Origin of the sequence: Lelliottia sp. 7254-16 (assembly GCF_002922995.1) — a bacterium.
Classification (GTDB): Bacteria; Pseudomonadota; Gammaproteobacteria; order Enterobacterales; family Enterobacteriaceae; genus Enterobacter; species Enterobacter jeotgali.
Genome location: NZ_PQVS01000010.1, coordinates 72,761 through 88,485, shown reverse-complemented (window position 1 = coordinate 88,485; position 15,725 = coordinate 72,761). Strand labels below are relative to the sequence as shown.

Here is a 15,725-nt window from a genome sequence, read left to right as displayed (position 1 = left end):
ATTTAAATAACTATTGAGATAACCATGAACATGATTAAAAAACTTCCATTAACAATGGCGGTCGTCGCCGCGCTTTGCCCAATTTCTGTCCTCGCACAAGATTTTACGCAGGAGCAAATTGACGCCATTGTGGCCAAAGCGGTGGATAAAGCCCTGGCAGATCGTCAGGCAAAAATGGACGCCGCGGTGGCGAAAAAAGTGGATGTGGTCACCGAACCACAGAGCGCCGCGCAGTCTCCGGATCTGGCCATTCCGTTTGGCATTAAATTTACCGGTTATGCCCGCTACGGCGCGCACTTCCAGGCCGCCGATCAGAAATACGTCGCGGTCGATGGGTCCTATAACGGCGGCTCGGCAATTGGTCGTCTGGGTAACGAAGGCAACGGCGGGGAATTCCAGCTCTCCAAAGCTTTCAAGGGCGAGAACGGCGCCATCTGGGACGTCAACGTAATGATCGACCACTGGGGCGACGAAGTTAACCTGAAAAAAGCCTACGCCGGGGTGACCAACATTATGTCATCCAACCCGAACGCCTATTTCTGGGCCGGACGCGACTTCCACCAGCGTCCACAGCAGGGCATCAACGACTACTTCTGGATGAACCACGACGGCCAGGGTGCGGGGGTGAAAAACTTCGACATCGGCGGCGTGCAATTTGATGTGGCGACCGTCGCGGCGGTTGAATCCTGTAACCCAGAAGTGGAAAACGACGGCTCTAACCCGTCGCGCATCTCCTGTACCGGCGGCTCCGGCACCGGCGATAAGGGCAACTACGCGGCGACCTCTAAAATCCACGGCATGAAAGTTGGTCCGCTGGATCTGGAAATCTACGCCAACTACGGCTTTGATTCGAAAGCCATCGAAAGCGATGATCGTCTGAATGCCTGGCAGGGCGGCGTGGTCCTGAGCCACACCAACGACAGCGGTGTGAACAAAGTTATCGCCCGCTACTCGGATAACTCAGACAACAGTGTGTTCAACAAAACCGAAGATCTGACCACGGTTTACGCCAGCTTCGAAGGGTTGCATAAGTTCACCCAGCAGACGCAGGTGGAGTACATCCTCGCCTTCCATGACTATGACAACAGCCGCGACAGCACCGACAACCGCAAAAACTACAACGCGATTGTGCGTCCGATGCACTGGTGGAACGACGTTCACTCGACCTGGCTGGAAGCGGGCTGGCAGCATGTTGACTATGACAACGGCGGCGATAACAAAGGCTGGAAGCTGACCCTGTCGCAGAACATGTCTATCGCGATGGGCCCGGAATTCCGTCCGATGCTGCGCTTCTACGTGACCGGCGGCAAAGTGGATAACCAACGTACTGCACGCGTGAATGGCACCGACGACCAGACGCTCGACGATTTCAACGTTGGAGCGATGTGGGAAGCCTGGTTCTAAAACCGTGCTGTCATTTGCCGGGTGGCGCTGCGCTTACCCTGCCTACTATTTTCGTAGGCCCGTGCAAGCGCAGCGCCGCCGGGCAATGCTCCCATGATATGCTAGAAAAAAAAACGAGCATGCAGGGGAGAACATGGGTTCCACAAAAAGAGGGATGCTGAATGTCCTGATCGCCGCCGTGTTATGGGGCAGTTCAGGCGTTTGCGCGCAGTACATCATGGAGAAGAGTCAGATTTCCTCGCCTTATCTGACCATGATCCGTCTGCTGTTTACCGGCGTGATTTTACTGACGCTCTCGTTCGTCCACGGCGACAAGATTTTCTCGGTCATCAAACATCGCAAAGATGCCATCAGCCTGCTAATTTTCTCGCTGGTGGGCGCGCTTACAGTGCAGCTCACCTTCCTGCTGACGATTGAAAAATCCAACGCCGCCACCGCGACGGTCCTGCAATTTCTCTCCCCGACCATTATCGTGGCCTGGTTCGCGCTGGCGCGAAAAAAACGGCCTGGGATGTTTGTCCTCGCGGCGATTCTGACATCGCTGATTGGTACGTTTTTACTGGTGACGCACGGCGATCCAACGTCGCTGTCGATCTCTCCGGAGGCTTTATTCTTCGGTATCGCCTCGGCCTTCGCCGCCGCGTTTTACACCACCTATCCGTCGACGCTGATCGCCCGCTACGGCACACTGCCGATTGTCGGCTGGAGTATGTTGATTGCAGGACTGATGCTGACGCCGTTCTATGCCGGGCGCGGCACCACCTTCGTGATTGACGGCAGCCTGCTGCTGGCCTTTTTCTATCTGGTGGTGATTGGCACCGCACTGACATTCAGCTTGTATCTGAAGGGCGCGCAGATGATTGGTGGACCGAAGGCGAGCATTCTAAGCTGCGCCGAACCGCTGAGCAGCGCCTTGCTGTCGGTGCTGCTGCTGGGCGTGGCGTTTACCCTGCCGGACTGGCTGGGGACACTGCTGATTGTCTCGTCGGTAGTACTGATTTCGATGGATTCACGCAGACGCGTTCAGGCTCACTGAGACTTCACTTTCCCCGCCACCAGCAAGGCAGTCAACAGCATCAGCGTGCCGGATAAGACCAGCGGCGACAGCAGCCCCAGATTATCCAGCGCGTAGCCACCGATCGCCGCCCCGCAGGTGTTCGCCAGCTGAATCACCGCCACCTGAATGGACCCCGCTTTTTCCGCCTGATCGGCCAGAGAGCGGGTGATCCACGTTGACCAGCCTACTGGCACCAGCGCAAACGCAAAGCCCCAGATAATCGCAATCGTCGACGCCACCCACTTATCGCTGCCCCAGAAAATCAACACAGCGGCACTTACGGCCAGCACCAGCGGTGCACCCGCGAGCGCAATCTTGAGCGAACGTTTCAGGAACTGCGCCGAGAGCGATGTGCCGACAAAACTGGCAATCCCGAAACTCAGCAGCACCAACGTCAGGCCATCCACGTCAAAACCGGCCATAGTCATAAACACCGGACGAATGTAGGTGAAGAAGGCGAACTGGCCCGCAAACGCCATAAAGATAGCGGTCATCCCCGCCATTACGCCGGGGCGTTTGAGCAGGCTAAACATGTTCTGTTTATGATGCGCCGCTTCCCCCGGCAGGGACGGCAGCGCTTTCCACACCCAGAAAATACACAGAATGCCCATGATCGCTGCGCCATTGAAAACGTTGCGCCAGCCAATAATCCCGCCCAAAAAACTGCCCAGCGGCGCGGCGATCACCAGCGCAATCGACACCGCTCCAAAGATCACCGACAGCGCTTTCGGCACTTTGCGCGCAGGCACCAGACGCATAGTCAGCGAGGCCGACATCGCCCAGAATCCACCTAACCCCAGCCCCAGACAGGCGCGACCCAGCAGCAATAGCGTGAAGTTATTGGCAAAAGAGACCAGTACGCAGGAGAGGGTGAGCAGCACCGCGAACAGGATCACCACCTTGCGGCGGTCAATGGTCCCGATAATCTGGGTGATAAACAGGCTGGAGAACATGGCGACAAACGCCGTGACGGTGACGGACTGGCCCGCCACGCCTTCGGAAATCCCCAGATCCTGGGCCATTGGCGTCAGCAGACTCACCGGCAGAAACTCCACGGTAATCAGGCAGGCGACGCAAAACGCCACGGCGAAAACTGCCGACCAGTTTGGTCGCAGCACCTCACTGGTGTGAGTCGTGGGCGTGGAGTGGATCTGTTCTGTCATGGCGTCACCTGAGGATAAAAACGTGCGGGAAAGTCGCGCAGTTTATCATCAAAAGTGTGACGAATTTAACGTTTTGACAACTTTTGTGGGTTTTTGTGCCCGGTGGCGCTGCGCTTACCGGGCCTACAGGACTTGTAGGCCGGTGCAAGCGTAGCGCCGCCCGGCAGAAAGCCGCAGCGAAATAACTCAGTGCAAAAAGAACACGCCCCCTTCCGGCAGGAACAACTGGTTATAGCGCAGCTGGAAGGCGTTGAACTCCTGCGGGTCCGGCTCCATCTCACGCATAAAACCCAGCGTCAGGCGGATCTGCGCGTCGGTGATGGGGGCCGCCAGGCGCGCTTTGCGCAAAATCCGGTGCCAGGCGTGCAGGTTCTCTTCGCTGCCATCGACGATGCAGACCTGCCAGATGAGCAGCACCTGCGCTGCGTTTTGCAGATGGGCCTCGTCCGGTCGCTCCAGATAGCGGATAAACTCATTGCCTGCGGTTTTGCCAAACTGGTCAATCATCGACTCCAGCGGCACCGGCGTAATCCCTAAGCGTTCGCTCAGTCGCTTGATCGCGCGGCGCGAATCGGACGTCAGAATGCGAAACCCGACAACAAACACCACAACCAGGGTGGCCAGCATTATCCAGACCATGCGCTCTCCTTAATGTAAGCCGCTCATGATATCGGGAAACGCGTGGGGCTGACAGGAACAGACATAAAAAAGCCCGGCTCAAAGCCGGGCAAAAAGTTACCTGCACAATCAATCAAGCAGCTTTCAATTTCTGAATTCGTTTTTCACGACGGATTTTGCGCTCTTCCATCACTGCGACCATCGCCATCAGGCAGATACAGGCGATAGCGGCGGCGTCCAGCGCGGCGAAGGTGCCCGCCCAGCCGGTCAGGCCGAAGACTGGCGTGCCGTCGGCGATCATCCCGAGACCCAGTTTGGCGAAGCTGTCACCGATCAGATAGGCGAAGGTGCCTTTGATCCCATCGGCAGCGCCGATCGCTTTTTTCGGCACAAATCCAACCGCCGCAACACCGATCAGCAGCTGTGGGCCAAACACCAGGAAACCAAGTGCGAACAGGGACGCGAGGTAAATGTACTGATTGCTGGCGTGCTGATACACCCCTAACGTCGCGATGATCAGCGCCAGCGCCACGCAGGCCACTAGCGCACGACGTCCATTCGCCAGATCCGAGAGCCAGCCCCACAGCAGCGTGCCGACCAGCGCACCGACTTCAAACAGGGTAAAGCCCTGAATCGCCACCTCTTTGGAGAGTTTCAGCTCCTGGAAGGCATACACGGTGGACCACTGGTCGATACCGATACGCACCACGTACAGGAAGATATTGGAGAAGCACAGCAGCCAGATGACTTTGTTTTTCAGCACGTACTCAACAAAGATCTGCCATTTGGTCATCGACTCGTCTTCGGCCTCTTTGTCCTCTTCGCTCAGCTCTTCGCCAAACAGCTCTTCCGCTTTGCCCAGACCGTAGGATTCCGGGGAGTCGCTGCCGTAGCGCAGGCCGATAAAGCCGACAATCAGGGCGATAATCGACGGGAAGATAAACATGCCGATGACGTGACCGTCGAACAGGAAGTTGGCGCCGAACAGCGCCACGCCTGCCGCACCCGCCCCGCCGAGGTTGTGGGAAATGTTCCACATACCGAGGTAGGTTCCGCGCTTGCGGCGCGGCGTCCATTTGGTGATCGTCGAGTAGCTGCACGACCCGCCGGTACTCTGGAAGAAACCGCTCAGGGCGTAGAAAGCGATCATCATAAACAGGCTGACGGAGCCCGCGCCCATGCTGGCGCTAAAGCCGAGCATACAGATGGCGGAGAGGATCAGCATAAACGGCAGGAACTGCTTGGTGTTTTTACCGTCGGCGTAATAGGAGACCAGGGTTTTGCCAACACCGTAAGTGATCGAGAAACCGAGGCCAATCATCCCCAGCTGCGTCATGCTCAGCCCGTAGGTGGAGATCATGTCGTTCTGGGCGATGTTGAAGTTTTTGCGGATCAGGTACATGGTCAGGTAGCCGATGAAGACCACCAGGTAGGACTGCATGAACGGCTTGAACCACATTTTGCGCCGCATCTCGAGCGGCAGATCCAGGGTCGGCTTGCGCACCTGGTTGAGAAAGGCCAGCATCAAAAACTCCTGATATGAATACCTGCGAATGGCAGGCATTGTAAAAATCAGCAGTCGCGTTGGCCTGAGACAGCGTCCAGGCGAAACCGAGAAAATTTCCTAGTTTTGCCCCACTCGGGGCAAAAAGGTGAGGCGTATCACGCTTCGTGAGTCTCGCGCGGAGCCTGAGCGTTCAAAAACGGCAGCAACAGCAGGGCAGAAATCCCCGCCGCGATGGCGATCACTGCGAAAAAACCGCTCCAGTGCCAGATGTCGATCACTCGCGCCAGCGGCCAGCCGGAAAGGGACGCGCCGAGATAGGCAAACAGGCCGACAAACCCGGTCGCCGCACCCGCGGCCTCTTTGTGCGAACACTCCGCCGCCGCCATGCCGATTAGCATCTGCGGGCCGAAGACGAAGAATCCGGTGGTGAAAAAGCACGCCGCCTGCATCACGTAGCTGGCGAATGGCATCAGCCACAGCGAGCCGACGGAGAGTAAAATCCCGGCGGCAAAAATTAGGTTCATCGGGCCGCGGTTGCCATTAAACAGTTTGTCCGATCCCCAGCCCGCCACCAGCGCGCCGATAAATCCGCCCAGCTCAAACATCGTCACCGCCGAGTTGGCGGTCACCAGATCGACGCCCAGCGTCTCGGACATGTACAGATTGCCCCAGTCGTTGATCGCCGCGCGCACCACGTAGACCAGCACGTAGCACAGAGAAAGCAGCCAGATATACGGGTTCAGGAGCACGTATTTGGTGAGGATCTCCTTGCGCGTCAGGCCCGCGCCCTCCTGTTGCTGGGCGATCTCCATCTCGTCATGACGCCAGTCGCCAACCGGCGGCAGGCCGACGGTTTCAGGCCGGTCGCGCAGGCGCCAGCACAGGAACAGCCCGGCGAAAATCGCCAGCGTTCCGGCAATCATCATCCCGGCGCGCCAGCCGTAGTGCAGCGCTGCCGCACCCACCACGATAGGGATCAGCGCCCCGCCGACGTTATGGGCGGTGTTCCAGATCGCCCACCAACCGCCGCGCTCGTTGCGGGAGTACCAGGCGGTGAGCAGACGCGCGCAGACGGGCGCGCCCCAGCCCTGGAAAAAGGCGTTCAGCGCCCACAGCAGAGCGAAGGCCCACAGCGAGGTGGAAAAACCAAACAGGATATTCACCACCCCGGTGGTGATCAGCCCTAATCCCATGAAATACCGGGCGTTGGAGCGGTCGCTGACGATCCCGGAGAAAAATTTCGACAGGCCGTAGGTGATGTAAAACAGCGTCGCCAGCAGGCCGATGTCTGTGCGCGTCATTACACCGCTGGCGAGAATTTCCGGCGCGGCGGCGTTGAAACTTTTACGGGTGAAGTAGAACAGGGCGTAACCCAGCCAGATGGTGGTCAGGATATGGCGTCGCCAGTAGCGGTAGCGCGCATCGATCTCCTGTTTGTCGCCAATCGGTGCGGCGCTGGCGGGCGTTTTCAGAAAGGTAAACATCGTCGGTCCTTACGAGTAACGCAGCGGCAAATTCACGCTGACGCGAGTGCCGTGGGTGCAGGAGATCGTCAGCGTTCCGCCGAGCGCTGTGACGCGCTCACGCATTCCCGCCAGGCCAAAACCCTGCTGGCCAGAGCCGGGCGGCAGGCCGCAGCCGTCATCTTCAAGAACCAGCATCAGGCGGTCGTCCTGCTGCCAGCCCTGAAGCGTTACTGCGCTGGCGCTGGCGTGTTTGACGATATTGTTCAGCCCCTCCTGGCAGACGCGGAACAGGGTCACGCGCTGGCTTTCGCTTAGCCCCGATTCGTCAATCGCCCAGTCGATGTGGCTGACGATGCCCCTTCCTTCCAGCTCCATCTCGCGCATCAGAGAACGCACCGCCTGCTCAAGGGAGAGATCGTCCAGCTGGCGCGGGCGCAGTCGACCCAGCAGACGACGCACGGAATCATACACGCCGAGCGAGAGCTGTTCGATATGCGCCCCGCCCTGGCGGACGCCGATATTTTCCGGGGCCAGCCGCTGAACAATCCCCGCCTGAGTGCGAATGGCGGTGATGGTTTGGCCGATATCGTCGTGCAGTTCGCGCGCCACTTCCTGGCGCACGCTCTCTTCGGTTTCCAGTAACCGCTCCGCCAGACGGCGGTTGCGGGCCAGCTCGTTTTGCAGGGACTGGTTCAACTCACGCAGGCGCTGAATCCCCGCACCCAGCAGCAGCCCGGTCAGGCTTTGCGCCAGCAGCGAGAGGAGTAAATCGACGGGATGATCGTGCCACGTCTGGCTGGCAATCAGGGCGATGGCGTTCATCAGGGTGGCGATCAGCGCCCCCTGCCAGCCGTAGTGCCAGGCCAGGGCGATAATCGGCAGCGCCAGGCAGAACGGCGTAAAACGGGAGAGTTCCGCCGGCAGGCCCAGCTGTAACCACAGGCTGACCACGAACAGTAGCAGATACCAGATGAGGTGCCGCGCGCGCCAGTTCACCGGCTGGGAGACCAGCGCCGGGCCGAGCGGTTGCCAGACGGTGCTGGTGAGATAGTGCCAGATAACCAGGCAGGTCGGGGCCAGCGTCAGCCCGCCGGTGAGGGTCAGCAGCAGGGCCGTGAGAGTGTCGGGTTTGCCGATCCACGGCAGAGACTGCAACAGCGCAGCGGCGATCAGCGCCCCGCCCTGACGCAGCAGCGTGCGCCAGTCGCGCTGATGGCGATAGCGGGAAATCAGCGCCACCGGGAGCAGCGTTAGCACGCCCCCGATCATCAATAATGGGAGATGCGCCAGCGCCACTTCCTGCGCCAGCCACACCAGCATGATCCACTCGGCGCCGAGCAAAACGGGCCAGTAGCCGCGCGGACATTGCAGCATCAGCCCCAGACGCAGGCCAAACGGAAACAGCAGCACCGCCAGCTCCGGGCGCTCGACCAGATGCAGGCTGATGCTCCACAGGCAAAACCAGGCGGCGGAGAAGATAAAAAAGCTGGCGACCACAGAGACCAGCCGCGAGAAGTAAGGACTCATTGCCAGCCGTCAAACATGCGGCGGGCCAGCTCGACGTCATTGCTGACGCCGAGTTTTTCCATAAGATTGGCGCGATGGACATGAACGGTTTTCGGTGACAGGCCCAGCTCGACGGCGATCTCTTTTACCGCCATCCCCTGCGCCAGTTTTTCCGCCACCTGTCGTTCGCGTTTGGTTAGCGGGTCCTGGCGTCCGGCGGCGAGCTTGATAGCGATATCGGGGGTGAGATAGCACCCGCCCGTGGCAACGGTGCGCACGGCAGATATCAGCTCGTCCGGACTGCAGCGTTTAGAGAGAAACCCGCGCGCCCCGGCGTTGAGCGCCTGTTCGACCAGCGCCGGGCTGTCGTGCACCGAGAGCATGATCGTCGCCATCCCTTTCGGCAGCTGGCTGAGCAGCTCAAGCCCGGAGAGGTCCGGCATCGAGATATCGCAAATGCACACCTGCACCCCGCGCCCCGGCAGTCCGGCCAGTGCCTCGCGGCCTGAACCGAATTCAGCCACGACCTGAAAGTCCGCCTCCAGGCTCAGCAACTGGGCAAAACCGGAGCGGACGATAAGATGGTCGTCGATAAGGGCGATGGTGGTCATGTGGGTGTCCTGATGCCTGAAACGCCTGATGGCGCTGCGCTTGTCAGGCCGACAACGGCAATGTCCAGCGCAGTGCTTTACGGCAAAGCCGCTTACCTTAACGATAAGCGCGTTGCCGTTCAAGCCTTGAGCGATTTACTCAAAAAACACCGCAATTTTATTAAACATGGTCGGATCGGACTGGTTGCGCACCACTTTGGTAACGTCTTCCAGTTTGTCGATTTGCGCCATCATCTGCTCGAGGCGCTGGTCGTCGTTCACCAGTAGCCAGATGCGGCTCTGATCGCTGCCCTGAATCGGCAGACACAGAATGCCTTCGACGTTGAACGCGCGGCGTGCGAACAGGCCACAGACGTGGGTCATGACGCCAGGGTGGTTGCGGACGGTGAGTTCGAGAATGACGTTATCGTATTGTTTTTGCATGGCTTATTCTCCCACCATCTCAGTATTGGCCGCACCCGGCGGGACCATTGGATACACTTTTTGTTCTGGGTCGATACGCACGTGAATCAGCGCCGGGCCAGGACGGGAAATCGCCGCCTGCAGGGCGGCCTGCGCGTCCTCTTCGGCGTTCAGATCGCAGGTGTGCAGGCCAAAACCGGCGGCAATCTGCATAAAGTTGATCGTCCCCGGATAGGTCGCGGCGAACACGCCCTGCTTGTAGAACAGGCTCTGCTGCTGATGCACCAGGCCCAGCGCTTCGTTGTTCATCAGGATGATTTTCACGTCGAGCTGGTTTTCCGCCGCCGTCGCCATCTCCTGAATATTCATCATCAGGCTGCCGTCACCGGAGAAGCAAATCACCTTGCGATCCGGGTTCGCCAGCGCCGCACCCACGGCGGCAGGCAGGCCGAAGCCCATCGTCCCCAGGCCGCCGGAGGTCAGCCACTGGCGCGGACGGTTCAGCGGATAGGCCTGGGCGGTCCACATCTGATGCTGGCCGACGTCGGTGGTGATAATGGCGCTGTCATCCACGCAGGAGGCGACGGCGTTAATCAGGCCGTAATGGCTCAGTGGGTCACCTTCGGTTGGGATGGCGCTCGGGAACTCCTGTTGCAGTTGAGAAACCAGGGAGCGCCATTCGGCGTGGTCGGTAGCGTGGGTTTGCGGAATCAGTTGAGCCAACACTTCGCTCACATCGCCCTGAATCGCCACGTGCGGCTGTTTGATTTTACCCAGCTCGGCGCGGTCGATATCGACGTGAATGATTTTCGCGTTCGGGCAGAACTGCTCGGTTTTGCCAATCGCCCGGTCATCAAAACGTGCGCCAAGAACGATCAGTAAATCAGACTCTTGCAGAATAAAGTTGGTGCTGCGCGCGCCGTGCATCCCCAGCATGCCCAATGAGAGCGGGTGTGCTTTCGGCAGCATACCCAGCGCCATCAAGGTCATTGTGGTCGGCAGATTCGCTTTTTCGGCAAACTCACGCACCTGTTCAGAGGCGTTAATCGCCCCGCCGCCCAGATAGAGCACCGGGCGAATCGCTGCGTTGATCATCGCGGCGGCATCTTGCACGCTTTGGGCGCTGAATGCTGGCGCGGGAGCGCGGTCACCCGGCTCCGGGAACGTCTCGATGTCGATTTCAGCGGTTTGCACGTCCTTAGGAATGTCTATCCACACCGGGCCTGGGCGACCGGATTGCGCAATGCGGAACGCATCGGCGATCACCTGAGGTAACTCGGCGATATCGCGAACTAAATAGTTGTGCTTGGTGATGGGGATAGAGATGCCGTAGGTGTCGACTTCCTGAAACGCATCGGTGCCAATCATCGACGAAGGAACCTGGCCGGTAATGCAAATCAGCGGAATGGAGTCGAGGCGTGCGTCGGCAATCGCGGTGACCAGGTTGGTAGCGCCCGGTCCGCTACAGGCCATACAGACGGCGGGTTTGCCCTGAGTTCGCGCCATGCCCTGGGCGATAAATCCGGCCCCCTGCTCGTGGCGCGCCAGAACGTGGCGGATCTGCGTGCTTTGACTTAACGCGTCATACAGCGGCAGTACCGTACCGCCCGGAATACCCGAAACAATGGTAATACCCTGACGTTCCAGTAAATGAACGATTAATTGCGCGCCGGTAAAACGCGTCTTGCCAGATGTTGTGCCCGAACTTGCCATGCTCCAGTCCTTTTGTTCTGAGCCGACTTTCCGGGAGGCTTAAACTAAAAACCCCGCCGGTTTGCGCCGGCGGGGTTTTGGATTCGTGTGTTGATCCAGTCCCTACGGCGCGTTGCCGACGACCACCACCACACGTACGACGACCACTGCGGCAGGTTGCGCAGTTTTTAGTAGGGTCGACGCCATCATGGAAGTTGTCATTGAGGACCTGTGTTTAGAATCATTGATAGAATTTATACAAACACAGGTTTCAGATCCTGACAATGGAAATATTTTCATCCACCTGAATTTGCGTCAGGGATCACGTTTCGTTTGTCGAGTGATGAAAACAAAAAACCCCGCCGGAGCGAGGTTTTTTTTCAGGGTTTGCGGTTGGTTTCCGCGAACACACTGTGTTACGTCAACGCAAGAAGTATACGCGATCGGCCACGAACGCGCAATTTTAGGCTTCTTTTTTGATGAATCTGAGTATGGATCAGCCCGTCGGATTTGTCGATAAAATACTGTTCATGCATCCAGTATTTATCTATACTGATTTTGTTCGCAGTGAGTTACGGGGGCCGCAAGCAGTACACCGGCGCAACGAAGTCCTGGCTGAAACGGGTGGTGCCGTCAGTGCCTTAACCCCCAAATGAGCACACTGTGTTACGTCAACAAAGGTGCTGGCAACAGGCGGCGGAGAGGTACGCCAGCATCGTGCTCCTTCTGCCAGAAGGAGGCGCGTATGGGCGTCGTGGATACGATCATTCTTATCCTGAAACTCATTGTTGCAGTACTGCAACTGCTTGATGCTGTCCTGAAATACCTGCGGTAAATCGGGTTCAAGTCGCACCAGAGAGGGGCGGGCAACCGCCCCTCTTTAACATCTGCACAGTGGCAACATAAGTTGCCGAGATCGTTTACAAATCCTGCCTGTTTTCGTTCAACCATTCACCTCAGAGATGCTTAATTTGTCATCTCTTTGTGGTAGATTCCTCGCGCATTTATGGTAATGCGCAGTCACTTATTCTTTATTTATCTCTTTTTGCAAAAGTATTCAGCGACATGAAAAAGCAAAGGAACGTTAATTTACTGTTGATGCTGGTGTTACTGGTGGCCGTCGGTCAGATGGCGCAGACCATTTATATCCCGGCGATTGCAGACATGGCGAAGGAGCTCAGCGTCCGCGAAGGCGCGGTGCAGAGCGTGATGGCCGCCTATTTGCTGACTTACGGCGTCTCGCAGCTGTTCTACGGTCCGCTGTCTGACCGCGTCGGACGCCGCCCGGTTATCCTGGTCGGTATGACGATTTTCATGATCGCCACGGTGATTGCGATGACTACCCACAACCTGACAATTCTGATTGCTGCCAGCGCCTTGCAGGGCATGGGGACCGGCGTCGGCGGGGTGATGGCGCGAACGTTGCCGCGCGATTTGTACGAAGGCTCGCAGCTTCGCCATGCCAACAGCCTGCTGAATATGGGTATTCTGGTCAGCCCGCTGCTGGCTCCGCTGATTGGCGGGGTGCTGGACAGCATCTGGTCGTGGCGCGCCTGTTACGCTTTCCTGCTGGTGCTGTGCATTATCGTCACCTTCAGCATGGCGCGCTGGATGCCGGAAACGCGCCCGACGGGTGCACCGCGCACGAAGCTTATCGCCAACTACAAAACGCTGTTCGGCAACGGGGCATTCACCTGTTATCTGCTGATGCTGATTGGCGGTCTGGCGGGGATTGCGGTGTTTGAAGCCTGTTCTGGCGTGTTACTCGGCGCGGGCCTGGGGCTGAGCAGCATGGTGGTGAGTATTCTGTTTATTCTGCCTATCCCTGCGGCGTTCTTCGGCGCGTGGTTTGCCGGTCGCCCAAACAAACGTTTTTCCACCCTGATGTGGCAGTCGGTGATGAGCTGCCTGCTGGCTGGCGTGATGATGTGGGTTCCGGGGCTGCTCGGCGTGATGACCGTCTGGACGCTGCTGATCCCGGCTGCACTGTTCTTCTTCGGCGCGGGGATGCTCTTCCCGCTGGCGACCAGCGGCGCGATGGAGCCATTCCCGTTCCTCGCAGGCACTGCGGGCGCACTGGTCGGTGGGCTGCAAAACATCGGTTCCGGCGCGCTGGCCTGGCTCTCCGCCATGATGCCGCAAACCGGTCAGGCTAGCCTTGGCCTGCTGATGACCCTGATGGGGCTGCTGATTTTGCTGTGCTGGCTGCCGCTGGCGTCGCGTGAGCCGCATCACGAGCAGACGATTTAATCACATGATGGCCCGGCTTCTCGTCGGGCTTTTCGCACACCGGGGCGAGCATGGCCTGTAGCAACGGCTCTGGCCCCGCTCGCCACGCCCCTTCTTCCCCGTCGTAAAACTGGAAATCTGCGTTAATCGCGTACGGGATTTTGGCTTTTTGCAGCTCGCAGGCCATAAAACTGGCGAATGCCATCTGCGGTGCCGTCGGCGTCACGCGGCTGGATTCTCCCACGCCCCAGCCGCCAACCCAGCTCACGTGTCCGGTTTTTTGCTGCCAGCGCAGGGCGGTATTGATCCGGCTGCGAATCGCCGATTTCTCGGCGGCGGTGCCTGACGTCCACGGGTATTTACCGTTGTTCTTGAGCGGTCCCCACGGGAAGATGTGCCACTCGGCCAGGACATAGTTTTGGCTATGAGCAGGTAGCCTGAGGCTGGCGAGATCTTCCGGGGCTGCGCGCAGGCGCGGGGCGACGAAAATCATGCGATCGGCATCGATGGCGTGAATCGCTTTGATCGTTTTATCGTAGACGCGGTTGAGGGACGCGATGTTGTGATTCAGCTTGTCCGCCGGCTCGTAGATCAGGTCAAACCCGAGCAGCGGCGAGCTTTTCTCAAAGTAGTGCGCCACAGCAATCCACCAGTTCACCACCTCTTTTTCGTTATCCGCTTTCGGGTCGTTTTTGTACTCATCCGCCTGATAGGCAATGACCGGGATCACGCCGTACTGGTCGCAGGCTTCCACCAGTTTGCGCAGGTGAATCAGCCGCGCTTCGGTAGGCTCACCGGCCACGCGAATCCGCACATGGGTAAAGCCCTTGGCCTTAAAATCACGCACTTCCAGCGGGTCGAACTCACGAATGCCCCGCTCGGTGCGCGCCCAGTCCACGTCGATACCCACGCCGAGTTGCTGCGCGTAGCGCGCAGCCGTCAGCGGAGGCTCAGCGGCAAACACCCAGCCAGAGGAGAAAATCAGCGCAGCGGCGATCAAAGGCTTTAACACGGTTAACCTTGCGAAAAATCGAAAGCAATAGGCTGTATTTAGCACGCTTTTCGCCGTTTGGTGTAGAGGCGAAGCGTAATAATTCTTCATCCCACCTGACTTTTTAGCCAGGCGATAAAGGCATCAATTTTGGGCCACTGCCTGCCGGAGAGGGTCGAGACGTAGTAGTGCTGATGGCATTTCAGGGTTTTATCGCCGAACGGCGCGATCAATTCCCCACGCTCAAGGCGTTTTTGCACCAGCCGTTTACGCCCCATCGCCACGCCAACGTGATTCATTGCCGCGATAACCGCTAAATCCGAACGATCGAAACCAATACCCGACGATGGCGGCAGATTCACCGCAAAGTGCTGCGCCCAGCCAAACCATTCGTCGGTACCAGAGTCATTGCTCCACGCCTGTCGGTCATGCAACAACGTGCAATGACGGAGATTATCGGGGTTTTTTATCAGCTCATGCTCGCGCGCGTATTCCGGGGTGCAGACCGGCAGGATCGCCTCGTCCATCAGGAAGTGGTGAGAAAGCTGAGTGGGCGGCGTATCGTCGAAATAGAGCGCCAGATCGATACCCGTTCGCTGCATATTCGGATAATCGTTGCCTGTCAGAATGGTCAGGGAGATCGACGGATAGCGGCGGGTGAAATCCCCGAGCATGGGAACCAGCCAGCATTGGGCGATAGACGGGCGCGAATAGACGGTCAGCGTGCCGGAGAGCGCCTGATTTTTGATGTCGAGGATCTCCTGATTCAGGGTATCCAGCGACGATTTCAGCGCCCAGAACACGCGTTTTCCCTCCGGCGTCAGTTCCACCTTGCGGTGCGAGCGGACGAACAGCTGAATGCCCAGCTCCTCTTCCAGCAGGTTAATGCGATGGCTGACGGCGCTCGGGCTGAGCGACAACTCTTCCGCCGCCAGCGCGAAGGACTCGTGCCGGGCTGCCACTTCAAAGGTGTACATTTTCGACAGCTGCCAGCCGTTCAGCAGGCGATTTCCGACCTCGTTCTCATCGTTCATGGCGACTTTTTTCTCTCTCCAGACTCATTTCACTGCGCCCAGAAT

The 15,725-nt window shown here is 58.5% G+C and carries 16 protein-coding genes; 5 read left to right on the top strand and 11 right to left on the bottom strand.

The window, feature by feature from the left end; all coding sequences use genetic code 11:
* The first annotated feature begins 24 nt into the window (after positions 1-24).
* Positions 25-1,404, top strand: a complete 1,380-nt coding sequence (locus tag C3708_RS14380; protein ID WP_103950146.1) for a carbohydrate porin — start codon at positions 25-27, stop codon at positions 1,402-1,404.
* A 133-nt stretch (positions 1,405-1,537) separates the two neighbouring features.
* Positions 1,538-2,440 (top strand): EamA family transporter, encoded by a 903-nt coding sequence (locus C3708_RS14375; protein WP_103947823.1) that lies wholly within the window; start codon positions 1,538-1,540, stop codon positions 2,438-2,440.
* Here C3708_RS14375 and nepI read toward each other — a convergent pair.
* From nepI to ivbL, 9 genes are all read right to left on the bottom strand, one after another.
* The gene (gene nepI, locus C3708_RS14370; protein WP_103950147.1) at positions 2,434-3,624 is read right to left on the bottom strand and encodes a purine ribonucleoside efflux pump NepI; all 1,191 of its coding nucleotides are present in this window, start codon (positions 3,622-3,624) and stop codon (positions 2,434-2,436) included. The two genes, C3708_RS14375 and nepI, sit on opposite strands and share 7 nt — an antisense overlap.
* Positions 3,625-3,810: 186 nt before the next feature.
* Positions 3,811-4,263: a DUF1198 domain-containing protein gene (locus tag C3708_RS14365; protein WP_103950148.1), complete on the bottom strand. Its 453-nt coding sequence runs from the start codon at positions 4,261-4,263 to the stop codon at positions 3,811-3,813.
* Between the two features lie 112 nt (positions 4,264-4,375).
* Complete coding sequence (gene uhpT / locus C3708_RS14360; protein WP_103947827.1) at positions 4,376-5,767, bottom strand: hexose-6-phosphate:phosphate antiporter; 1,392 nt, start codon at positions 5,765-5,767, stop codon at positions 4,376-4,378.
* 137 nt (positions 5,768-5,904) lie between these two features.
* Positions 5,905-7,233: an MFS transporter gene (locus C3708_RS14355; protein WP_103950149.1), complete on the bottom strand. Its 1,329-nt coding sequence runs from the start codon at positions 7,231-7,233 to the stop codon at positions 5,905-5,907.
* A 9-nt stretch (positions 7,234-7,242) separates the two neighbouring features.
* Entirely contained in the window at positions 7,243-8,742 is a 1,500-nt protein-coding gene (gene uhpB, locus C3708_RS14350) for a signal transduction histidine-protein kinase/phosphatase UhpB (protein WP_103950150.1), read from the bottom strand.
* Positions 8,739-9,332, bottom strand: coding sequence for a transcriptional regulator UhpA (gene uhpA, locus C3708_RS14345; RefSeq protein WP_095280027.1), 594 nt, complete (start codon positions 9,330-9,332; stop codon positions 8,739-8,741). Before uhpA ends, uhpB begins: the two co-directional genes overlap by 4 nt.
* A 135-nt stretch (positions 9,333-9,467) precedes the next feature.
* Complete coding sequence (gene ilvN / locus C3708_RS14340; protein ID WP_095280025.1) at positions 9,468-9,755, bottom strand: acetolactate synthase small subunit; 288 nt, start codon at positions 9,753-9,755, stop codon at positions 9,468-9,470.
* A 3-nt stretch (positions 9,756-9,758) separates the two neighbouring features.
* A complete protein-coding gene (ilvB, locus tag C3708_RS14335) occupies positions 9,759-11,447 on the bottom strand; it encodes an acetolactate synthase large subunit (protein ID WP_103950151.1) in 1,689 nt (562 codons plus the stop codon).
* Positions 11,448-11,549: 102 nt separating this feature from the next.
* A complete protein-coding gene (gene ivbL, locus C3708_RS14330; RefSeq protein WP_100778255.1) occupies positions 11,550-11,648 on the bottom strand; it encodes an ilvB operon leader peptide IvbL in 99 nt (32 codons plus the stop codon).
* A 269-nt stretch (positions 11,649-11,917) separates the two neighbouring features.
* Between ivbL and C3708_RS23730 the strand changes: the two genes are divergently transcribed.
* The 3 genes from C3708_RS23730 to emrD all read left to right on the top strand — a co-directional run bounded on the left by C3708_RS23730 (position 11,918) and on the right by emrD (position 13,676).
* Positions 11,918-12,082, top strand: a complete 165-nt coding sequence (locus C3708_RS23730; protein WP_158251369.1) for a hypothetical protein — start codon at positions 11,918-11,920, stop codon at positions 12,080-12,082.
* Positions 12,083-12,171: 89 nt separating this feature from the next.
* Positions 12,172-12,261: a type I toxin-antitoxin system toxin TisB gene (gene tisB, locus C3708_RS14325; RefSeq protein WP_095280019.1), complete on the top strand. Its 90-nt coding sequence runs from the start codon at positions 12,172-12,174 to the stop codon at positions 12,259-12,261.
* A gap of 230 nt (positions 12,262-12,491) precedes the next feature.
* On the top strand, positions 12,492-13,676 hold the full coding sequence (gene emrD, locus C3708_RS14320; RefSeq protein ID WP_095284134.1) for a multidrug efflux MFS transporter EmrD: 1,185 nt from the start codon (positions 12,492-12,494) through the stop codon (positions 13,674-13,676).
* Here the strand turns inward: emrD and C3708_RS14315 are convergent.
* Positions 13,579-14,667 carry a cellulase family glycosylhydrolase gene (locus C3708_RS14315; protein ID WP_103950152.1) on the bottom strand — a complete coding sequence of 363 codons (1,089 nt, stop codon included), beginning with the start codon at positions 14,665-14,667 and terminating at the stop codon, positions 13,579-13,581. The genes emrD and C3708_RS14315 overlap by 98 nt on opposite strands.
* Before the next feature lie 86 nt (positions 14,668-14,753).
* On the bottom strand, positions 14,754-15,680 hold the full coding sequence (gene dsdC, locus C3708_RS14310) for a DNA-binding transcriptional regulator DsdC (protein ID WP_103950153.1): 927 nt from the start codon (positions 15,678-15,680) through the stop codon (positions 14,754-14,756).
* Positions 15,681-15,725 lie beyond the last annotated feature (45 nt).